Source organism: Pseudomonas sp. 18-147, assembly GCF_051048045.1.
GTDB classification, from domain to species: Bacteria; Pseudomonadota; Gammaproteobacteria; order Pseudomonadales; family Pseudomonadaceae; genus Pseudomonas; species Pseudomonas aeruginosa.
The window spans coordinates 1,689,572-1,711,527 of the sequence record NZ_CP182296.1; the positions used below are offsets into that span (position 1 = coordinate 1,689,572).

14 protein-coding genes are annotated in these 21,956 nt (G+C 66.8%); 2 read left to right on the forward strand and 12 right to left on the reverse strand.

The features are described from left to right. Window positions 1–227: 227 nt before the first annotated feature. From algL to argF, 11 genes are all read right to left on the reverse strand, one after another. On the reverse strand, window positions 228–1,331 hold the full coding sequence (algL, locus tag ACM0M4_RS08225; RefSeq protein WP_003092108.1) for an alginate biosynthesis protein AlgL: 1,104 nt from the start codon (window positions 1,329–1,331) through the stop codon (window positions 228–230). A gap of 3 nt (window positions 1,332–1,334) precedes the next feature. After that, entirely contained in the window at window positions 1,335–2,759 is a 1,425-nt protein-coding gene (gene algX, locus ACM0M4_RS08230; RefSeq protein WP_003162733.1) for an alginate biosynthesis protein AlgX, read from the reverse strand. 12 nt (window positions 2,760–2,771) lie between these two features. Beyond that, the gene (gene algG, locus ACM0M4_RS08235) at window positions 2,772–4,403 is read right to left on the reverse strand and encodes a mannuronan 5-epimerase AlgG (RefSeq protein ID WP_115288728.1); all 1,632 of its coding nucleotides are present in this window, start codon (window positions 4,401–4,403) and stop codon (window positions 2,772–2,774) included. Window positions 4,404–4,423: 20 nt separating this feature from the next. Then, a complete protein-coding gene (algE, locus tag ACM0M4_RS08240) occupies window positions 4,424–5,896 on the reverse strand; it encodes an outer membrane porin AlgE (protein WP_003110464.1) in 1,473 nt (490 codons plus the stop codon). Next, window positions 5,893–7,320, reverse strand: coding sequence for an alginate biosynthesis TPR repeat lipoprotein AlgK (gene algK, locus ACM0M4_RS08245; protein ID WP_003112887.1), 1,428 nt, complete (start codon window positions 7,318–7,320; stop codon window positions 5,893–5,895). Before algK ends, algE begins: the two co-directional genes overlap by 4 nt. A gap of 13 nt (window positions 7,321–7,333) precedes the next feature. Then, a complete protein-coding gene (alg44, locus tag ACM0M4_RS08250; protein ID WP_003092101.1) occupies window positions 7,334–8,503 on the reverse strand; it encodes an alginate biosynthesis protein Alg44 in 1,170 nt (389 codons plus the stop codon). Between the two features lie 82 nt (window positions 8,504–8,585). After that, entirely contained in the window at window positions 8,586–10,070 is a 1,485-nt protein-coding gene (gene alg8, locus ACM0M4_RS08255; RefSeq protein ID WP_003119545.1) for a mannuronan synthase, read from the reverse strand. Window positions 10,071–10,209: 139 nt separating this feature from the next. Further along, complete coding sequence (gene algD / locus ACM0M4_RS08260) at window positions 10,210–11,520, reverse strand: GDP-mannose 6-dehydrogenase (protein ID WP_003110461.1); 1,311 nt, start codon at window positions 11,518–11,520, stop codon at window positions 10,210–10,212. A gap of 901 nt (window positions 11,521–12,421) precedes the next feature. Continuing rightward, window positions 12,422–13,201, reverse strand: a complete 780-nt coding sequence (yaaA, locus tag ACM0M4_RS08265; RefSeq protein ID WP_003092094.1) for a peroxide stress protein YaaA — start codon at window positions 13,199–13,201, stop codon at window positions 12,422–12,424. A gap of 106 nt (window positions 13,202–13,307) precedes the next feature. Continuing rightward, on the reverse strand, window positions 13,308–14,390 hold the full coding sequence (locus ACM0M4_RS08270) for an ABC transporter ATP-binding protein (protein WP_003092092.1): 1,083 nt from the start codon (window positions 14,388–14,390) through the stop codon (window positions 13,308–13,310). A gap of 4 nt (window positions 14,391–14,394) precedes the next feature. Beyond that, window positions 14,395–15,312 carry an ornithine carbamoyltransferase gene (argF, locus tag ACM0M4_RS08275; RefSeq protein ID WP_003092090.1) on the reverse strand — a complete coding sequence of 306 codons (918 nt, stop codon included), beginning with the start codon at window positions 15,310–15,312 and terminating at the stop codon, window positions 14,395–14,397. 314 nt (window positions 15,313–15,626) lie between these two features. On the opposite strand from argF, the gene ACM0M4_RS08280 reads away from it, so the two are divergent. Further along, entirely contained in the window at window positions 15,627–16,058 is a 432-nt protein-coding gene (locus tag ACM0M4_RS08280) for a hypothetical protein (RefSeq protein WP_171407925.1), read from the forward strand. Between the two features lie 393 nt (window positions 16,059–16,451). Here ACM0M4_RS08280 and ACM0M4_RS08285 read toward each other — a convergent pair whose 3' ends face one another. Further along, window positions 16,452–19,439, reverse strand: coding sequence for an autotransporter domain-containing protein (locus tag ACM0M4_RS08285; RefSeq protein ID WP_003159527.1), 2,988 nt, complete (start codon window positions 19,437–19,439; stop codon window positions 16,452–16,454). Between the two features lie 298 nt (window positions 19,440–19,737). On the opposite strand from ACM0M4_RS08285, the gene ACM0M4_RS08290 reads away from it, so the two are divergent. Next, a complete protein-coding gene (locus ACM0M4_RS08290) occupies window positions 19,738–21,846 on the forward strand; it encodes a molybdopterin oxidoreductase family protein (protein WP_003104264.1) in 2,109 nt (702 codons plus the stop codon). Window positions 21,847–21,956: the final 110 nt, after the last annotated feature.

Here is a 21,956-nt window from a genome sequence, read left to right on the forward strand (position 1 = left end):
TAGAGCGTCAACCATTCAGGTCGGCCCTGCCTTTCCGCGCCCTGGAGCGCTCGAGGAAAGGCGGGACGACCCGCCGTTTTCCTCCCCGTGGTGTTGCCTAAGGTGTTGCGCCCGCCCGCGTCTGTCGCGCATGGGTCGGGGTGTGGCGCCTGGTGGGACGCCTGGTCGGCGAGCGGGGTAGAGGGGCGCGTGGCCCCCGGCCTGTGCGCCCGCTTCCCGCCACGCCCTCAACTTCCCCCTTCGCGGCTGAACACCCGCGTCACTTCGCCGCCGAGGCGGAAACTGTTGAACGGCTCGCGGTCCTTCTTCGCCTCGAGCATCTTCGGCTCGCAGCGGTAGAGGGCGCAGTAGGGCTCCAGCCAGGCGTACTTGTTGTCGACCTTGAGGTCGGTCATGTCCTGGTCCTCGCCGGTCTTCTCCTCGAAGGTTTCCTCGTCGTCGACTCCCTTCATCACCCGCTCGGCCAGGCGCTGCAGGGCGCCGTGGTTCTCCTGGCGCAGGTCGACGCCGTTGACCTGGGCGAACGCGGCGATCATCGCCAGCGGCGGCAGCGCATAGTTGTGGTAGGCGAGGGCGCGCTGGCGGCGCTTGAGTTCGTTGGGCAGGAAGCCCTGCTCGTCGACCTGGTTGGCGGCGACCTTGAACTCGCTCACCGCCCAGTCGAAGAGGTCGCGGCGGTTGGTCACCACCGCGGTGGACATCACCGACCAGGCCGCCCAGTAGGAATGGTTGTTGATCTTCTTCAGCGGCAGGCCGCTCCAGTCGCGGACTACCTGGGTGCCGAGCCGGGCGAACCAGTCCTCGATTTCCCGGCTCTGCTCGGCGTGGGCCGCGAGCGGCCGCGAGCTGGAGAACTTCAGGCGCATGTAGGCGCCGGAGAGGCTGCCCAGCGCCCATTTGCGCATGGACTTGCCGGTGTGGTTGAAGTCGTCGCTCTGCAGGGCGCCGGCGCGGGCCCAGGCGCTCATCCAGTTCAGTGCGCAGGCCAGGTCGCCGTCGCGGCCGCTGCGCATGTACTGGGTGACCAGCTTGGTGGCGCCGCGCTCCATGTCGGTGATGTCCTTGATCTGCGAGCGGAAGGTCTTCTCCGCCTTGACGTTGAGGGTCGCCCGCGCCGAATCGGAGCCTTCGTACTTGCTGGTGAAGACCAGGCTGCCGGTATACGGCGGCGGCACCGCGGGGCAACTGCCGGCGCTGCCCTTGCGCTCGCCGACCGCCGCGTAGTAGCCGGGCGGGGGTACCAGGTCGGCGGCCTGGCTGACCTGGCTGGCGAGCAATGCCGCGGCGAGGGCGCCGGGCAGGGCGATACGGATCAGGTGGGACGTTTTCATCGTTTACCTCCCGGCCACCGACTGGCTGGCCTTGGCGGGCGCCGCCTGGCAGATGCTGGCCTGGACCTCCAGGCCCTGGGGCATGTCCTCCGGCGCTTCGATTTCCAGGGAAAGGAACTGCTGGTCGGCCCAGTCGCTGTCGTTGCGCAGCTGGAAGACGTAGCGGCCGCCGGTATCGACGGCTTTCGACTGCTCGATCTTCAACTGCTCGCGGCGGCCGTTCATGTACCAGATGGTGTTCTTCAACTCGTGTACCGAAGGGTCGCTGTAGGTCACGTCGGCGACGTAGCTGCCGCTGCGGATCGGTAGCGCGGCGCTGTTCAGCAGCACCTCGTTGCGGCCCTGGCGCAGCTTGACCTTGCGGCTGAGCACGGTCTTCCGGCCGGAGCAGCCGTTGTCCACCAGCGGCATGGCCTGGCGGTAGAAGCTCTTCTGCGCCATGTCGTAGTGGGTGGCGAATTCCCAGATGAGGATCTTCGGCGGGTTCTTGTGGAATTCCTCGCTGGTCATGTACGCCAGCAGCGAACTGTCGAAGCCGCCGCCGGACACCGCGTTGTTGAGGATGTCGGCGCCGCTGAACTCCTCCAGGAAGCCGGCGAAGTTGTAGGCCGGGCCGCTGTTGGAGGTGCCGACCAGGGCGATCTGCGGGTTGCCGCCGTCGCCGAACAGGTCGCCGCTGTCGCTGGCGCCCACCGGCTCGGTCTCGAAGCGGTCGACGTACTGGGTGGCGTAGCTGTTGCCGCAGAGCTGCGCGGCGGCCTTGTGGAAGGTGCCGAGCTTGGACAGCAGGCCGACGCGCTTGCTTTCGAACTGCTTCTTGGGGATATCCTCGAAGCCGGGCACCTGCTTCAGCGTCTCGGCCACGATCTTCGCGCTGCGCCGGGCGCCATGGGGAGTCCAGTGGTGGTCGCCCTTGAAGTAGTAGGCGTGCTCCTCCTTCTCGTCGAACAGCGGCGAGAAGTCCGGGGTCCAGATGCCGGCCTGGCGGAAGCGGGCGATGGTCGCCAGGTAGTTCTTCTTCGCCAGCTCGTAGTCGAAGCCGGCCTTTTCCGCCGGACTGAGCTTCTCGCGGTTCACCAGGCCGCGGGTCGGCTGGTAGACCACCACCAGCTCGATGCCCTTGCGCTTGAGTTCGTCGCGCAGTGCGCGGAGTTCGCGCCAGCCTTCGGCGCTGGTGCCGAAGTCGGTACGCAGGTCGTAGGTGGTGCGGAACAGCCAGTCGTCCTGGGCCTGCACCAGGTGGGTGAAGAAGCCCAGGTACTTGGTGTTGTAGCGCGAGTCGTCGGCGGCGGCCGGGCACAGGTTGCCGGCCGGCAGCGCCTGGTAGCTCGGCGCCGCGCCGGGGTCGGCGGCCAGGGCTGCCTGGGCCAGGCAGAGGCCGGCGGCCAGGGCGCTCAGGCGGAACAGTCGGGAAGTGCGGGTTTTCATGCGTCTGGGTCCTCAGTCCTGGAGTTCGGCCTGGCTTTCCACGGGGTCGATCAGCACCGCCTTGTCCTGGCGCACCAGCAGGTCGAGGATCTGGTCCTGCTTCTCGCCGAGAACGCCGGGCAGGCTGATGCCGGAGGATTTGGTCGGGGCGAGCATCGCCACCCGGTACAGTTCGAGGCTCAGCGGCGAATCCACCGAGAGCGGGCCGGAGCCGTTGCCGGCGAGCTTGCCGCCGACCACGATCAGCGAGACCTTGGTGTCGAACGGGTCGAGGGCGATGTTGCGGTCGGTGTTGGTGAGGTCCTTGATGTGGCCGTACACGCCGATCAGCTGGTTGCCCGCCGCGAGGTTCTCGTAGAGGCGGATGTTCACGCTGTTGCGCACGCGGATGCCGTGGCGGCGGTTGGCCAGGACCTGGTTGCCCCAGAGCAGGTTGTCGCCGCTCTCGTAGAGGGTGATGCCGTCGGAATGGTTGCGGTAGACCTCGTTGTAGGCCACCAGGTTGCCCTCGCTGTTACGGTCGAGGACGATCCCGGAAAGCTTGTTCTCGTAGCTGCGGTTGTTGAAGATGAAGCTGTCGTTGACTTCCCGCGAGACGATGATGCCGTGCTTCTTCCTGGTCCCGTGGACGGTGTTGTCGGCGATGATCAGGCGGTGCGAACGGTCGTGCGGGTCGATGCCGTAGACGATGTTGTCGCGGTAGGTGTTGCCCTTCACCACCAGGTCGTCGGCCTCGTAGCAATAGAAGCCGTACCAGCTGTCGACGATGGTCGAGTCGATCACCCAGCCCTTGGGGCGCGGGCGCTTCATCTGCTTGTCCATGCCCGGGCTGTACTGCGAGATGGAGATGCCGTAGGCCTTGGAGGCGTTATAGCCGAAGCTGGTGAAGATGCTGTTGCTCAGGTACACCTCGGCGCCGCCCCAGGAGATCAGGAACGGACGGAACTCGTTGGGCGTCTTGAACCAGGCCGGCTCCTTCTTCGATTCGCTCCAGCCGGTGACCTTGCTGTCGCGGACGAACAGCATGCCGTCGTTGACCAGGAACGCGCCGCGCTCCTGGGACAGGCGCAGTTCCTTGACCTGCTTGTCGATGTCGAGGGTCGCGCCCTGGCTGACCACGATCGGCAGGCGGGCGACGAACACCCCCGGCTCGACCTGTTCCAGCGCGCTGGCGGGAAGCTTGCCGGCGAGCTGGGCGAGGTTCACGTAGCCGCCTTCGATGAAGATCGCCTGGGGCATCTGGCGCTGGCGCTTGACCCATTCGGCGAGGCGGTTGCTGCCACCGGTGAACTCCTTCAGCGGCTGCTGCTGGACCATGCGCTGCACGCTGGCGCGGCCACCCGGCTTGCGCACGATCTTGGCTTCCACCGCGGCGGCGGTGTAGCCGGAGAGGTCGGGCAGTTTCGGCGGGTCCAGGTGCAACGGTTCGGCCGGCGCGGTGGTCACCGTGTAGTTGCCGGTTTCCTTCAGGCCCTGGGTCAGGCCCGGCTCGTTGCCGGCCTGCGCCGGGACCGGCTGCGGTTTCTCCACCGGCTGCGCCGCCCACGCCTGGCCGTGCAGCAGCACCGCGCCGAGCACTGCCGCGGCCAGCGGGCGCAGGCGCGGGAGCCGGCGGCGGGGGATCGAAAGGGAAATGTCGGGCATGTCCGGTTTCCTCGCGGGGCTCAGAAGCGCCAGATGAAGTCGACGAAGGCGCGGTGCATGGTCGAGTCGGTGCCCGGCCCGTAGGCGTCGCCCGGCTTGAACAGGCCGCCGCGGAAGCGGATCAGCGCCGAGGGCTCGTCGACGTACTGGCTCATCGAGGCCGGCAGCAGGCCTTGCTTGAAGTACTTGGTCACCACCAGGTCGAGTTCCTGGCCGATGTCCTTCTCGCCCGGTTGCAGGGCGGCGTTGATGCCGCTGGTACCGATGTCGGAGTCGTCGTCGACGCGCCAGAACTTGTGGTAGACCAGGCTCGCGTCGTAGTCCTCGCGCAGTTGCCAGGAGCCGAACAGGGTGGCTGCCTGGAGGTTGCTCAGTTCGCCGCGGAAGGCTTCGCCGAAGCGGTGCACGCGCGAGCGGGTGCCGGTGAAGTTGGAGCGATTGCTCTCCAGCCCGGTCTGCTGGAACTGCTCCTCGCCGTCCTTGCCACCGCCGCTGCCGCGGGCGTAGCCGACGCCGGCCTTCCATTGCTCGTCGATGTTCCAGCGCAGGCCGAGGTCGACGCCGAAGGCATTGACGTCGCCGCTCTGCTTGCCGGTGGCGATGCGCCGGTCGTCGACCGTGGTGGTGGTCAGGTTGTCGCGGTCGCCGGTCAGCCAGGTGGCGCTGGCCCAGTAGTTCAGCGGCATGCTCGAACGATAGTTGTAGGCATCGCCGGTAGCCTCGATGCCGAGCCAGGTGAGCTGGCCGGTATAGGTCTTGTCGAGGTTGTCGACTTCCTCGCCGGGGCGGCGCAGGTGGCCGCTGTCGTCGGCGTGGTGGATGCGTACGCCGATGCGGTGGTGCGGCGCCCACTGGGTGGAGATGTCGCCGAACACATGGGTGCGGTCCTTGTCCTCCGGAGCCAGTTCGTCGAGGTCGGTGCGGTATTCGCTGAAACGCTGGGCGACTCCGGCGTGGGCGTTGAGCAGGGTGGTCTCGAAGCTCCAGTTCAGCGCCTCGATGTTGGTGTCCTGCCACTGGCCGCTGTCTTCCCGCAGGCGCTGGCGGCCGAAGCGCAGGTGCTCGCCGGGGTAGGCGGTGAGGCCGGCGTAGTCGACCCAGAATTCGCGTGCGGCGAGGTAGCTCTTGTCCGGCTCGCGACCGTCGTTGCGGCTGTTGTTGCCGTCGTCGGTGTCCGATTGCAGGGTGTCGGTCTCGATGGTGTCGGTGGCGGCCACCGCCTGGCCCATGAAGTAGGCGCTCCAGTCGCCCCACTGGCCGAAGGCCCAGGGCCGCAGGTCGATACCGATGTCGTTGAGGGTGCCGCCGGGAGCGGTGCCGAGGTCGCGATCGTTTTCCGATTCGCCGGTGATCTTCACGTCCAGGCCGAAGTTCTTCGGTGCCTCGCCGCTGCCGGCGGCGAACGCCGGCGCGCCGAGCAGCAGGGCGATGGCCAGGGACAGGGCGCGCGGCGCGAAGGACGGCCGCGGGTTGACGGAACGGGAGCTGTTCATAGGCTTTCTGGCTCTTCTTCGTTGATCGGCGAGTCCTGGCTCTGCAGCAGGCTGACGGTGGCCTGCCAGTTGTTGCCGCGGCTCTGTTGTTCGCGCTTGAGCAATTGCTGCGCCTGGCTGCGTTCGGCCGGCGGCAGTTGCGCTTCGATCTGCCCGAGCAGGTCGCTGGCCTGCGGTACCTGCTGCTGCACGGCGAGCTGGCCGAAGACGTAGGCGTTGACCCGGTTCGGCTGGATGCCGCGGCCCTGCGACCAGAGCTGGGCCAGGGCCATGTCGGCGCTGGCCTGGCCGGCGCGGGCGGCGAGGATCAGGTGGTCGACGGCCTTCTGCGGATAGACCTTGCCGAGGAAGCCGCGGCGGTAGATCTGCCCCAGGTAGTAGTTGGCCTGGGGTTCGCTGGCGGCGGCCTTGAGCAGGTGCCGCTCGGCCTTGCGCGGGTCCTGCGGCGCCCACTTGCCGTCGTAGTAGAGGCGCCCGAGGAGCAGTTCGGCGCGTGGCTGGGCGGCGTCCTGGGCGTTCTTCAGGTAGCCGAGCATCTTTTCCAGGTCGCCCTGGTCGGGATAGTCGTAGAGCAGCTTGGCCAGGCTGACCCAGGCCGCGGGGTAGCTCGGCGCGATCTCTTCCAGCAGCGCCTGGGCGGTCTGCGGGTCGGGCTGGCCGAGTTCGCCGTCGGCGAGCACCCCGGCCACCGAGTCGACCCGCTCGCCGGGCACCCGGCCGGCCTTGTAGGCGGCGCGCAGCTGTTCGAGCAGGACCTTCTGCTTTTCCGCGTTGCCCTGCATCTGGTAGACCGTGGCCAGTTCGTACCAGCACACGTCCATGCGCCGCAGCCAGCGCTGGCAGACCTGCTCGATCTCGCCCAGGTGCTGGGCGTAGGTGCCCTGGGTGCGGTAGAGGATGATCTGCGCCAGGTCGGCCTGCGGCAGTCCGCGCGCGCGCCACTGGTCGATGCGCTGCTGCGGGTCGATTTCCGGCCAGGACTGCGGGTACTGCAGGTAGAGCACGATGAGCGGCACCAGGGCACTGTCCTCGCCCTGTTCGAAGGCCTGGCTGAGCAGGCGCTCGGCCTCGCGGTGCTCGGCGTCGCTGGCGCCGGGCTTGGCCGCCAGCCACTTGCCAAGGCGCGCGCGGGCCCGCGGCGAGGTCTGCGCGGCCTCGCGGTAGAGCTTTTCGGCCTTGGCCTGCTGGGCGCTGTCGCCGCTGGCGACCTGCATGTCGGCGAGGCCGACCTGGGCGTCGGCGTAACCCATCGCGGCCAGGGCCTGGTAGTTGCTCTGGGCGGTGGCGAGGTCGCCGCGCTCCAGGGCCTCCTGGGCCAGGCGCTGGTCGGGCAGTCCGGCGCAGCCGGCGGCCAGGGCGATGGCCGAGGCCAGCAGCAGGTGCCGGGACGCCAGGGGCAGGGGAGGGAGGATGGGCATCTTCATGGTCGGGTACCGGTCAGCGAGCGGTGGCCAGGGTCACGGCCTTGTTCAGCAGGGTGCGGCCGGGCAGGCCGCCGATGCTGACCTCGGCCGGGCGGCCGGCGTACTGGGCGTCGAGCGGCTGGTCGGGCTGAATCTGCACGCGGATTTCCGAGGACAGGTCGCCGTCCACCGGCGCGGTGTTGACGATGCGGCCGCTGCGGTTGACGCCGTCGCCGGCGACCTGGAAGTTCACCCGGGTGCCCGGCGCCAGCTCGGCGGCGTTGCGGTAGGGGAAGCGCGCCTCGATGCTGGCCACGCTGTCGCGCGGCGCGAGGGTGAAGATCACCTGGCCCTTGTTGGCGTATTGCCCGTCGGCTACCAGTTGCTGGACCACGCGGCAGTCGCAGGGGCTGGTCAGGGTCCCTTTCATCTGGTGGCCGAAGAGCTTCTCGATGTTGCCCGGGTTGAGCTGCTCCTCGGTCAGGTTGCCCTTGAGCATGTCCAGCAGGTTGGCCGAGAAGGTAGCGATCGGCGCGCCTTTGGCGACTTCCGCGTTGGGCCCGAGAAGGCTCTGCACGGTGCCCTCGCGGGGCATGGTGATCTGCTGGTTGGGGACGCTGACCACGCCGGAATCGGCATGGGTGACGAAGTACAGGTTGTACATCTGGTTGAGGATGAAGGCGAAGGCGCCGACTCCGACGACGAAGATCGCGGTGCTCAGGGTCACCGCCCGGACCCGGCCGAAGAAGCCCATCCCGCCGTTGCCGCCGCCCTGCTTGCGGGCCTTGGTGAAGTTCTCGCGCTGGAGGGTATTGAGCATGTCGCCGACGCCGATCACCTCGCCGGCCAGGTAGGAGGTGATCAGGTAGCGCAGGGCCGCCACCTCGCGCGGCTTGAGGTTCTGGAACTCGCAGCCGACGCGGCGGCTGGCGGGGTCCACCGAGCGCACCTGGAACTCCACTTCGAGGGAAAAGCTGATGCTGTCGACCTGGAACAGCAGCTTGCCCTTGTACAGGTCGCCGGGCTGGATCGGCGCGCCGCTCGCGGTGAAGGCGAAGCCGCCGGCGGAGAGATCCAGCAGGCGTGCGTCGACGCCTTCGCGGTTGGCGCCGATGTAGCGGATGCGCGCCGGCAGCTTGACCCGGGCGAACTGGCGCTGGGCTTCGGATTCGTGCACGACGTTGACGTTGACGGCTGTATTCATGGTGTCGGGTCCTGTTCGGTCCAATCTGGGTCGATTTGCGCGCGGGCCGCGGCCCTGGCGTTGTCCGTAGTCGATTCGGTGGTCATACGATGGTCAGCAGCACGGCGACGAAGATGCTGGCGGCAGAGAAGGTCATGGCCCGCGACGACCAGGCGTTGAACCAGCGCTGGAAGCTGGCCAGGCCGCGCTCCAGCTTGGTCGGCTGGCGGGTCCAGGACTGCCGGTCGAGGCGGAAGAACACGTAGATCTTCACCAGCGCGCCGACGATCTGGTTGTAATAGAGGATCAGCGGATAGGCCGGGCCGATGCGGTGCCCGGAGAGCGAGAGGAGCAGGGTCAGCACCAGGCGAGTGAGGCCGATCCAGAGCAGGTACACCAGCAGGAAGGCGATGCTGTACTTGAGGCTGGCGAGGATCGCCACCACCAGGCCGAGCAGGCTGGTCCACATCGAGACGCGCTGGTCGAACAGCACCAGCATGGTGAACCAGCCCAGGCGCCGCGCGCCGAGCTTGAGCGCGCGCGAGTTCTGCCGCAGGTTGTTGCCGTACCAGCGGTACATCAGCTTGCGACTGGCCTTGATGAAGCTCTTCTCCGGCGGGTGCTCGACCGTGTTGATCGCCGCGTCGGGCACGTAGAAGGTGTCGTAGCCCAGGCGCATCAGGCTGAACCAGCTGGACTTGTCGTCGCCGGTGAGGAACTTGAAGCGACCCAGGCGCCAGTGCTCCAGGTGGTCGTTCTCGACGTCGGTGATGAACTCGGGGTTGGTCACCACCCGGGCGCGGAACACCGACATCCGTCCGGTCATGGTCAGCACGCGCTTGGACAGGGCCATCGAGCACATGTTGATGTGGCGCTGGGCGAAGCGCAGCTTGTGCCACTCGCTCATCACGTAGCCGCCCTGCACTTCGCAGAATTCATTGGTGGTGAGGCCGCCGACGTTGGGGAAGAGCTTGAACCAGGGCACGGTCTTCTTCACCACGCCGTGGTCGAGCACGGTGTCGCCGTCGATCACCGCGACCACCGCGTCGTCGTCCGGCAGGTGCCGGGAAATCGCGCGGAAGCCATAGGCCAGGCCGTCGCGCTTGCCGGTGCCGGGAATCCGCACGAAGTCGAGGCTGACCCGGTCCGGCGGGTTCATCTTCTCCCACAGAGAACGGACCAGGACCTCGTCGGACATCTCGACGATGGAGCAGACCACGGTGGTCGGGTAGCCGCTGTCGATGGCTTCGCGGATCACCGAGCGATAGACCATGGCAGTGGTCAGGGCGTCGATGCGGAAACTGGTGACCATCAGGAACACGTGCGACGGGTCGGCCGCGCTGCCCAACTGGCGCACGCGCCGGCGGTAGTACGGGTAGACCACGTGGAGGAACAGCATGCCGCGCAGGAAGTGCACGCCGCCCATGGAGTAGCGCCAGATGCCGACGGCGCCGATAAGCAGGATGAAATCCTTGGAGTCGGCGTCGAACACGGTCTTCGGCACTGCCAGCGCGAGCACCATCAGCAGGCTGAGGAACACCAGCCAGCCGGTGGCTTCGGCGAGGCCACGTTTGTAAGTTTCCATCATCAGTTCCATCGGGCTGGGGACCTTGGCCTCGACGCCGGCGTGCGCTTGTTGTTGTTATGGCGCACGCCGCGGAGACGGCCTTCGGTCCGAGGGCGATAAAGAGGTTCTTTACCGGCTCACGGGGCCAGGGGGCGGCCCGCTACCAGCAGATGCCCTCGGCCTGGGCAGTGGTGGTGTGCGGCATGAAGCCCACCAGGTCGACCAGCTTCTTGCCGCTCGGGGTCTTGTTCACCAGGTCGACGAACAGCTCGTCGCCATTGCCCAGCACCAGCACATCGGAACTCGCCACCACTTCGTCGAGGTCGGAGACCAGCAGTGAGGAGACGTGCGGGATCTTCGACTCGATGTATTCCTTGTTGGCCCCGTGGACACGCGCGTATTCGACGTTGCGGTCGAAGATGCGCAACTCGTAGCCCTTGCCGATGAGCATCTCGGCCAGCTCCACCAGCGGGCTTTCGCGCAAATCGTCGGTGCCGGCCTTGAACGACAGGCCGAGCAGGCCGACCTTGCGGGTGTCGTGGCTGGTGATGAGATCGAAGGCCTTCTGCACCTGGTTGGAGTTGCTGCGCATCAACGAACCGAGCATCGGGTGCTCGACGTCCAGCTGGCTGGCGCGATAGGTGAGGGCGCGTACATCCTTGGGCAGGCAGGAGCCGCCGAAGGCGAAGCCGGGACGCATGTAGTAGCGCGACAGGTTGAGCTTGTGGTCCTGGCAGATCACGTCCATCACCTCGCGGCCGTCGACGCCGACCGCCTTGGCGATGTTGCCGATCTCGTTGGCGAAGGTGACCTTGGCGGCGTGCCAGACGTTGCAGGTGTACTTGATCATCTCGGCGACCTCGACGGTCTTGCGGATGATCGGCGCGTCCAGCTCGCGGTAGATTTCCTCGAGAAGGTCGCCGGTCTGCTTGTCCAGTTCGCCGATCACGGTCATCGGCGGGAAGTCGTAGTCCTTGATGGCGGTGCTCTCGCGGAGGAATTCGGGGTTGGTGCCGACGCCGAAGTCGACCCCGGCCTTCTTGCCCGAGCAGTCCTCGATCAGCGGGATCACCACGTTGTTGACGGTGCCCGGCAGTACGGTGCTGCGCACCACCACGGTGTGGCGTTCGGACTTCTCGCGGATGGCGAAGCCGATCTCGCGGCAGACGGTCTCGATGTAGCCCAGGTCCAGGTCGCCGTTCTTCTTGCTCGGCGTGCCGACGCAGATGAACGATACGTCGGAGTCCAGCACGGCCTTCTTGAAGTCGGTGGTGCCCGACAGCCGTCCGGTCTGCCGGCCTTGCTGCAACAACGCTTCCAGGCCCGGTTCGACGATGGGCGACTTGCCCTGGTTGATCAGGTCGATCTTGGTGCTGGAGACATCCACACCAATGACTTCATGACCGCGTGCCGACAGGCAGCCAGCACATACTGCACCGACATAGCCCAAACCAAAGATGCTGATTCGCATCGCATTCACCTCGATTGTTTGTCGCGCCGTTAATGAGGTGGCCGTATGGCCACTTCCCTATCTGGCGAGCCGTTACTACGAGCCCCGATCCAGAGCCCTTGATCCGCCTTCAGGCAGTTTCGAATAGAGTGCTTAGTTGTTCGGCACTCTAATAGGGCAAGTTATAAGTTCATGCCCTTTAATGTTTCAGGTGGGTTTCAATAACGGTGCATAACCCGACCTTGGATGCTTCGTTTTAGTTCGGTCCATAGAATTCAAGTTTCTAAAGGCCTTTAATTTCAACAGGTTGAGTTTGTCCCTCGGAGCGGAGTCCGATTATTCGAGACGGTTTCAAGTTGCTCTGCCCATAACTATCGATAGGCATCGCGGTGATAGGATGTTTTCTCTGCGAGGGAAGTTCCGGCCGTTTGTCCCGCTCGCGAAATATTTGGAAATATCCGTTTGATATCACTTGATACCAACTTGATGGCCTTTCCGTTAAATGCCTGCCAATGGCCACTAGTTGCAGAATGCATGGCGGCTGAAAGTTCCGCGTCACCGGAATGAAACAGAAGCCGCTTTTACCGCCTTAAGCAAACCTTAAGGATTCCTTAATCTTCGACCCATGCACTTTGCAATCGTAATTTGCATGTAATGGCGGGAGGCTGGTAATGGCCAATGGATTACGCCGGAGATGGCATTTCCGCCTTGAATTGGGGAAAAGTCTGTGGGCTGGGCGTGAAAAAATGTGATGCAGTTCCGAATGACTTGCAGACGAACGGTTGAGTAGGCCTATTCGCCACAAGGGCTTTTCCGGGGAGAAAGGCGACGCAGCAGGGGTGTCGGAGGGACGAACGGTAGCGCCAGGAGGCGTCGGCGTGCCGAAAGAGGAGCGGCCCGCCAGGACGGCGGGCCGGGGAGATCAGTCTTGCGGGGCGTCCCTGAGGAATACCAGCTGATCCGGGCCGGATTGCTCGGCGCTGAAGTAATAGCCGTGGGCATTGAAGTCCTTCAGCCCGGCCGGGTCGCGCAGGCGCTCGCGGATCACGTAGCGAGCCATCATGCCGCGAGCCTTCTTGGCGTAGAAGCTGATGATCTTGTACTGGCCGTTCTTCAGGTCCTTGAACTCGGTGTCGATGACCCGCGCTTGCAGCGCCTTGCGCTTCACCGCGCCGAAGTACTCGTTGGAGGCCAGGTTGAGCAGCACGTCGTCGCCCTGGGCGGCCAGCGCTTCGTTCAGCCACTGGCTGATACGCTCGCCCCAGAAGGCGTAGAGATCCTTGCCACGGGCGTTGGCCAGGCGGGTGCCCATTTCCAGTCGATAGGGCTGCATGAGGTCGAGCGGGCGCAGCACGCCGTAGAGACCGGAGAGCATGCGCAGGTGATCCTGGGCGAAGGCGAAATCGTCCTCGCCGAAGTCTTCCGCGTTGAGGCCGGTGTAGACATCGCCCTTGAAGGCGAGCAACGCCTGCTTGGCGTTCTCCGGGGTGAACTCCGGATGCCAGCTGGCGTAGCGAGCGGCATTCAGGCCGGCGAGCTTGTCGGAAAGCTTCATCAGTTCGCTGATCTGCAGTGGCGTGAGCTGGCGCAGTTGCTGGATCAGTTCCTGGGCGTGGTCCAGGTATTGCGGCTGGGTGAAGCGGTGGGTGACCGGCGGGGTCTCGTAGTCCAGGGTCTTGGCGGGGGAAATCACCATCAGCATCGTTCAGGCTCCTCGAATCGTCGGGCGATTGTAGGGGCTGGAGACGTCCGGCTCCACCTATGCGGTCGATAGGGAAAGGCGCCGCCGACCGAACGGCGCCGAGGTATCAGGCCTGGACGGGAGCGAGGTGCGCGGCGACGCTGCCCCGGGCGGCGAACACCACCAGGTGGTCGGCGGCGACGCGGATACCGACGTCATCGCCCGGCTGGTGGTCGGCATGGCTGGGGAAGATCGATTCCAGCTGGGTACCGGTGGGCAATTGCAGGCGGTACAGGGTGGCGGCGCCGAGGAAGGTCTTGCCGACGATCCGCGCCTTCAGCTCGCCCTGCGGCGCGTGCACCAGGTCGTCCGGGCGCAGCAGGACGTCTACCGCGCTGCCGGAAGGCAGGCTGTAGGCGCGATTGCCGCGGATCACGCCGAGTTCGGTCTGCACCGTATCGGGGCTGAGCAACTGGCCGCGAATGAAGTAGCCCTGGCCGACGAAGCTGGCGACGAAGGGCGTCAGCGGCTCGTGGTAGAGGTTGTAGGGGGTGTCCCACTGTTCCAGGTGACCTTCCTTGAACACGCCGATGTGGTCGCAGACGGCGAAGGCTTCTTCCTGGTCGTGGGTCACCAGGATCGCGCTGGTGCCGCGTGCCTTGAGGATCTCGCGAACCTCCTGGCTGAGGCTGCGGCGCAGTTCCACGTCGAGGTTGGAGAAGGGTTCGTCGAGCAGCAGCAACAGCGGTTCGGGCGCCAGCGCGCGGGCCAGGGCCACCCGTTGTTGCTGGCCGCCGGAGAGTTCGTGGGGGTGGCGCGCGGCGAGGTGGTCGAGCTTGACCAGCTCCAGAAGCTCGCGCACCAGGCGTTCGCGTTGTGGATGCTTGCGGATGCCGAAGCCGACATTGTCGGCCACGCTGAGATGGGGGAACAGCGCGTAGTCCTGGAACACCATGCCGATCCGGCGTTTCTCCGGCGCCAGGGTGAAGCCGGGACGCGAGATGACTTCGCCGCCCAGCTCGATCTGCCCGGCCAGCACCGGTTCGAAGCCGGCGATGGCGCGCAGGGTGGTGGTCTTGCCGCATCCCGAAGGACCCAGCAGGCAGCCGATGTCTCCGGCATTGAGGTGCAGGTCGAGGTCCTGCACCACTTTCTGCGAGGCGTAGCCGCAGGCGAGATCTTTCAGGTTCAGCAGCAGGTCGTGGCTCATGGGCTCAGGCGTAATGGGCGTGTTCGATCAGCAATTCGAGGAGGGCCTTCTGCGCGTGCAGACGGTTCTCTGCCTGGTCCCAGGCTACCGAGCGCGGGTCGTCCAGCAACTCTTCGCTGATTTCCTCGCCGCGGTGGGCCGGCAGGCAGTGCATGAATAGTACATCGTCGGCGGCCCCATCGAGCAACGCGGCGTTCACCTGGTAGGGACGGAACAGGGCGATGCGCGCGGCGGCTTCGTCTTCCTGGCCCATCGAGGCCCACACGTCGGTGCTCACCAGGTGCGCGCCGGCCACCGCCTCGCGCGGGTCGCGGACGACGCGCAGGCGGTCGCCGGCAAGGGCGACGAACTCGGCCTTCGGCTCGTAGCCCTCGGGGCAGGCCACGCGCAGCTGGAAGTCGAACTTCAGCGCCGCTTCTATATAGCTGTTGCACATGTTGTTGCCGTCGCCGATCCAGGCCACGGTCTTGCCCTGGATGCTGCCGCGGTGCTCGTGGAAGGTCTGCATGTCGGCGAGCAACTGGCAGGGGTGCAGGTCGTCCGACAGGCCGTTGATCACCGGCACCTTCGAGTGCGCGGCGAATTCCGTCAGGGTGGCGTGGGCGAAGGTGCGGATCATCACGCCGTCGAGCATCCGCGACATGACCCGGGCGCTGTCGCCGATCGGCTCGCCGCGGCCGAGCTGGGTGTCGCGCGGGGAGAGGAAGATCGCCTGGCCGCCGAGCTGGATCATCCCGGCTTCGAAGGACAGGCGGGTACGGGTCGAAGCCTTCTCGAAGACCATGCCCAGGACCCGGCTCTTCAGCGGCTCGTAGAGCACGCCTCGGTTGCGCAGGTCCTTCAGCTCGCTGCCGCGGCGGATCAGACCGATCAGCTCTTCGGGGCTGTAATCCATAAACGAGAGAAAGTGCCGTACGCTCATCGCTGACTACCTTTTATTTTTACTGCTGGCCGAGGCACTGGCCGGCTTTCGCGAGAGAAAACGGGACTGGACCTGCGGCGGGACCGCAACGTGCGGGAAAATAGGGGAAGGCGCGATCTTATAAGGAAATGTCGCGGAAACACAAGGAGGGGCTTGGAAGGCGCGGGTTACGGGGCTTTTCCCGGGTCTTCGCGGTTGTCCCGCCGCCAAAGTCCCGCCTCGTCGATCTATCGGTTGGGTGGGGCGACGCTTTATGCTGTGCGCGCCCGAATGCCTTCATGGAGGAGGCGGGTTTCGGACCAGGGAGGTCGAACATGCACACGGGAGAAACACTCGCCGCCGCGCCGCCGGCACGGCCATTGCGCCAATCGCGGCTGGGCGGCCTGTCGCTGTTCCTCGCCCTGGCCGGGGTCGCCATCGCGCTGGCGGTGATGGCGCTGGCGCTCGGCGAGCGGATCGACCTCAGCGACGAGAACCATCTGCTCGGCCTGTTCGCCGCCGTGCTGGCGGTCTTCGCGGTATCGACCTGCGGCCTGGTGCTGGGCCTGGCCGGCCTGCTCAGGCGCAGCCGCAAGCGTCACCTGGCCCTGGCCGGCATCGTCCTCAACCTGTCGTGCCTGCTCTGGGGCTGGCATGCGCTGAGCACGGCGGCGGCCGCGATCCTGATGGTCCTGGGGCAAACCGGGTTGTCGTTCCTCAGCGCCCTGGCGGTGCTGTTCGGCATGATCTTCTTCCGCCAGGCCTGACCCGTTCCGCGACTGTGCGCAGGCAGCCTGGGCGCCCGCGGTTCGGCCGCTCGTTCATCGGATTGCCGGATTGCAGCCATTCGTCGCGGATTTGCAGGGGGAGGGGCTCAGCCGGGGAAGGAGGGTGCGAGAGGAGCAAAAGGTGAGCCCCGGAGGTGCGGATCTCCGGGGCTCGTGCGGCACGGTGGTGCGGGCACCGGGTCGCGATCAGCGCTGGAAGGGATAGTACAGCGCTGGATGGACAGTATAGCGCTATGCATTTCGCATGAATCCTTTAGTTAGGTCTTTTTCTCATATTTGCAGCGGTTTCGTGACCGAGGGCAATGAAGTGGCTTTTTCCCCTTGCCGCCCGCCGGAACCCATCCAACGGCTGGCATGCCCTCGTAACCGAAGTCAGAAACGCCAGTCGACGGCCAGTCCGACGCCATGGTCCTTCTCGCGGCTGCCCAGCAGGCCGTTGTAGCCCAGCCGCACGCTCACTTCGCGATTCACCGCGAGGCTGGCGTCGACGCCGAGCAGCGCGGCGTCGCGGGACAGGGCCACGCTTTCCACGCTGAATGGCTGGCTGCCGCTGGCGAACGCCAGGTGCCGTTGCGGGGTGGTGTCGCTCAGGTTGTGGCGCCAGCCGAGGGTGCCGGAGAGCGCCAGGCGGCGTCCGGCATCCAGCTCGAAATGCCGTTTCGCGCGCAGGCCCAGGGTGGTGAAGGCGGCGTCCAGGTTGTCGTCGCCACCCTCCAGGGCCGCGGCGCTACCGCGTTCGCGGAAGTCATCGCTGGCGACGTGCACGTAGGCCAGCCCGGCGAAGGGTTCCAGCTCCAGGCTGCGCCAACCCAGCGCGTAGGCGGCCTCGGCGAACAACTGGCTGCTCTGTGCGTCGAGCTTGGCCTTCTGCTTGCCGGCCACGGCGCCGTATTGCAGGTCGCGCTTGACCTCGGCGCGGTGCCAGGTGTGCGCCGCGCCCAGGCTCAGGCGCCATTGCTGCAATTGCCGGCCGAGGTAGGCGCCGAGGTGGTAGCTGTCGATGCTGGCGGAGGATTGCAGGCTGCTGTCCATGTTCAGCGAGCTGTTGCTGTAGCCGGCCACCAGGCCGAGGCGCGTGTCGCTGGCGACCTGGCTGTCGACGCCGAGCAGGAAGCCGCCGACCGAATGCCGGTAGCCTTCGCTGCCGTGGCTGCCATCGGCACTCTTGCCCCAGGAGCCGAGCGCCTTGAACCAGCCTTCGGGAGCCTCCCCGCCGGCCTCGCCGTCGCTGGCCTGGCGCAGGCGTTCGCCGACGCTGTCGCGCAGATAGCGGCTGTCGTTGAGCAACAGGCCGGCGAGCGCCGGGTAGATTTCCCCGGACAATTGCTGGAAGGCCCGTTGGGCGGTTGCGGCGTTTTCCGACAGGAGCAGGCTTTCGTAGACCGGGTTGCCGGCGCCGAGCGTTTCCACGGCCCCAGCGACCGCCGCCTGGTTGGGCGTCTGCGCGACGCTGGCGAGGGTCGTGCCGTTGCGTCCGATATCCAGGCGGATGGCGTTGGCCGCGTAGTCCAGGGTGCCGCCGAGGAACAGGTAGTTCGGCAATACCGCGTCGAAGCGCCCGTCGATGCCGCCGGCGGCGTCGAGGATGTCGTAGCGGCGGCCGACCAGGCTCTCGACCTGGGACTGGCTGAGCAGGTCGGGGCTGTTTTCCATGGCCAGGGTGACGTTGCCGCCCGCGATGCTCGCCTTGCCGCTGGCGACGATCCGGTCGCTGGCGCTTTCCGAAAGCTCCACCGCGTAGGTCGAGCCGGATTCGAAGCGCAGGTCCCCGGCGACCTCCAGGGTGCCGATGGAGTTGCCCGCGGCCACCGTGCCGCCGGAGCGCGCCAGCAGGCCGCCGATCCTGCCGCTGCCGCCGAGGGTGCCGCCGGCATTGACTTCGACGGCGGACAGCAGCGAACCGTCGACGCTGAGCAGCCCGCCATCGACCAGGGTCGGCCCGCGATAGGTGCTGTCGCCGCTCAGGACCAGGCTGCCGGCACCGGCCTTGACCAGGCTGCCCTGGTACTGGCGCTGGGCGGCGGCCTGGTCGCGGGCCATGCCGATGGCATAGTCGGTGCGTTCCTGCTGGCTGGCACCGGCCGGCAAGCCGTTTTCCCAGCCCTTGTCCTTCAGCGTCCGCTGCCAGGCCGCGTGCTCGGCGGCGTCCTCGGCCTGGCGCTGGAGCAGGGCGCTATCGGAAATCGGGTTGCTCCATTCGTCGCGCAGGCCGGCCGGGAGGTTGGCCTCGAAGCGGCCGAGCAATTGTCCAGGCCCATGCATCGCCCGACCGAGATCCGGCACGCCCCAGCCGACGGTGTCGGTGGGGGCGCCGGTCGGCGTGCCGTCGAGCTGGGTGGCGGTGGTCAGCAGAACCTGCAGCGCCTGCTCGTTGTTCAGGTACGGATAGCGCTGCATGACCAGGGCCAGCGCGCCGGTGGCGTGGGGCGCGGCCATCGAGGTACCGGACTTGTTGGCGTAGCCGCCGCCGGGCATGGTGCTGTTGATCAGGCGGCCGGGCGTGGTGATGCACCAGTACTTGGCGATGCCGCAGCGGTTGTAGCGCTGGCCGTTCTGTTGGTCGAGGCCGGACACGGCCAGCCAGTGGCCTTCCAGGTCCGGCTGGAAGTAGGGCAGGGCGGAGCGCACGCTGGCGTTGGCGTAGCCGCTGTTGCCGGCGCTGAAGACGTTGATCACGCCCTGGCGGGAGACGCCGGCGGCGGCGTCCAGCCAGGTGGAGCGCCCGTAGTGCTGGGCATAGGCGGCGTGCAGGCCGTCGAGGGTCTCGTAGCTGACGTCCTTGGGCTGGCTGCCCCAACTGTTGTTGATCGCCCGCACCCCGGCGTCGGCCAGCGCCTGGTAGGCGGCCTTGAAATAGTTCGGGTCGGGCGTCGGGCCGAACAGGAAGCTGTCGTTCTGGTTGGTGTTGGCGACATATACCTGTGCCGCGTAGGCCACCCCGTGCATGCCGACGCCGTCGCGCGAGGCGCCGAGGGTGCCGCCGACGTGGGTACCGTGGGAGTCGTTGTTGCCGTTCATCGCGCCGCTGACGCTGAACGGCGTGCCGTCGACATAGGTGCCGCTGGCCGTCACCGGCTGGTAGCGCGAGGCGGGAGTATCCGGATGGCTCGGGTCGAAACCGGAGTCCATCTCGCCGATCTTCACGCCCTGGCCGTCGATGCCGGCGGCATAGGCCTGGTCGGCCCGCATCCGTTCCAGGCCCCAGTCCTGCTGGTATTCGGCGGAGCGCCAACTGGCCGGATCGCCGGGCCGACCGGCTTCGACATAGGCGGCCGTGGCCGGCTGTGCGATCCAGGCGCCCAGCAGCAGGGCGGCTGACAACGAGGTGGGGCGAGGGCGGAAGGAGTGGTCGTCGGTCATGCGGTCTCCACGCTTTATTGGTCTTGTCGGACAGGGGTGGACTCGAAGAGACAAGGTTTAGCACCGGCTTTCGCCGCGCCGGAATTCCCAGGTGGATAGTTGACAGCCGGACAAACGGCACGCCTCCCCTCTACCGCGCCCATCGGCCAGCCTGATGCCTGGCGATTCAGCCGACTGACGCTGCTGGCGCGGCGGCGGAAGGCGCCGCATAGTGCCGATTCGACGACTAGACCGGTCGTCTGGTCCTCGCGTACGCGCCGGGCCGCGACGGCCGGCGACGACAATGAAGAGGCGAGCCATGAGCAAGACCCTCCACTACCGTGCGTGCCATCTCTGCGAGGCCATCTGCGGGCTCGCCATCGAGACCGAGAGCGACGAGGGCGGCGTGCCGCGGATCCGCTCGATCAAGGGCGACCCGCAGGACAGCTTCAGCCGCGGCCATGTCTGTCCCAAGGCGGTGGCCCTGCAGGACATCCAGGACGACCCCGACCGCCTGCGCCAGCCGTTGCGCCGGGTCGGCAGCGAGTGGCAGCCGATCGGCTGGGACGAGGCCTTCGCGCTGGTGGCCAGCCGCCTCGGCGAGATCCGCGAGCGCCATGGCAACGATGCGGTGGCGGTCTACCAGGGCAATCCGAGCGTGCACAACTACGGCCTGATGACCCATAGCAACTACTTCCTCGGCCTGCTGAAAACGCGCAACCGCTTCTCCGCGACTTCCGTCGACCAGTTGCCGCATCACCTGGTCAGCCAGCAGATGTACGGCCATGGTTTGTTGATCCCGATCCCCGACATCGACCACACCGACTTCATGCTGGTGCTCGGCGGCAACCCGCTGGCGTCCAACGGGAGCATCATGACCGTGCCGGACGTGGAGAAGCGCCTGAAGGCGCTGAAGGCACGCGGCGGCCGGTTGGTGGTGGTCGATCCCCGGCGCAGCGAGACCGCGGCTATCGCCGACCGGCACCTGTTCATTCGTCCCGGCCAGGATGCGGCGCTGTTGCTCGGGATACTCAACACCCTGTTCGAGGAGAACCTCGGTCGCCCCACGCCGCTGCCGGTCGACGGGCTGGAGCGGGTGCGCGAGGCGGTCGCGGCCTTCGACGCCGAGTCCATGAGCGCGCGCTGTGGCGTGCCGGCCGAAAGCATTCGCCAACTGGCGCGGGATTTCGCCGCCGCCGAACGGGCGGTCTGCTATGGCCGGATGGGCGTTTCCACCCAGGCCTTCGGCACGCTCTGCCAGTGGCTGGTGCAACTGATCAACCTGGTCACCGGCAACCTCGACCGGGTCGGTGGCGCGCTGTGCACCTCGCCGGCCCTGGACCTGGTGGCGAGTACCTCTGGTGGCCACTTCGGCCGTTGGCGCAGCCGCGTCTCGGGGCTGCCGGAATATGGCGGCGAACTGCCGGTGGCGGCATTGGCGGAAGAAATCCTCGGTGAAGGCGAGGGGCAGGTGCGCGCGCTGGTCACGGTAGCCGGCAACCCGGTGCTGTCCACGCCCAACGGGAGGCGGCTCGAACAGGCCCTGGACGGCCTGGAGTTCATGCTCAGCATCGACCTCTACATCAACGAGACGACCCGCTACGCCGATCTCATCCTGCCGCCCACCGCGCCGCTGGAGCACGATCACTACGACACCACCTTCAACGTCTTCGCCGTGCGTAACGTGACCCGTTTCAACGAGGCCGTGCTGCCGCGTCCCGAGGGTGCGCTGCACGACTGGGAGATCTTCGTCGGCCTGGCGCGGGCCTTCGCCGCGCGCAACGGCCTGGAGCTGAAACCGACCCTGGAGCCGCAGCAGATGATCGACCTCGGCCTGCGCGCTGGCGCCTACGGCGACCGTTCCGAGCACAGGCTGAGCCTGGCCACTCTGCGCGAACATCCCCACGGCATCGACCTCGGGCCGCTGCGGCCGAACCTGGCGCCGCGCCTGAAGACCGCCGACCAGCGCATCCAGGCCGCGCCGCCGCTGTTCGTCGACGACCTGCAACGCTTCGCCGCACAGCCGCTGCCTGCGTCCGACCAGTTGCTGCTGATCGGACGACGCCACGTGCGCAGCAACAATTCCTGGATGCACAACTACCATCGCCTGGTGAAGGGCAAGCCGCGTCATCAGTTGCTGATGCACCCGCGGGACCTGGAGGGTCGCGGCCTGGTCGACGGGCAACGGGTGCGGGTGCGCTCGCGGGTCGGCAGCGTGGAGGTGGAGGTGGCGGCGAGCAGCGAGATGATGCCCGGGGTGGTCAGCCTGCCGCACGGCTGGGGCCACGCGCGGCCCGGCGTGCAACTGGCGATCGCCCGCGCCCAGGCCGGCGTCAGCGCCAACGACCTGACCGACGAGCGTCATCTCGACCTGCTGTCGGGTAACGCCGCGCTCAACGGCCTGCCGGTGGAGGTGGAAGCGGCCTGAGCGGGTCGACGGAACGCGAGAGTAAAGCCGAGCGTCGCGCTAGGCTTTCCGATACAATACCGGTCATTATTTGCCGAGTTACCGTGTCGAAACGTTCCTGTTGAGGTAAG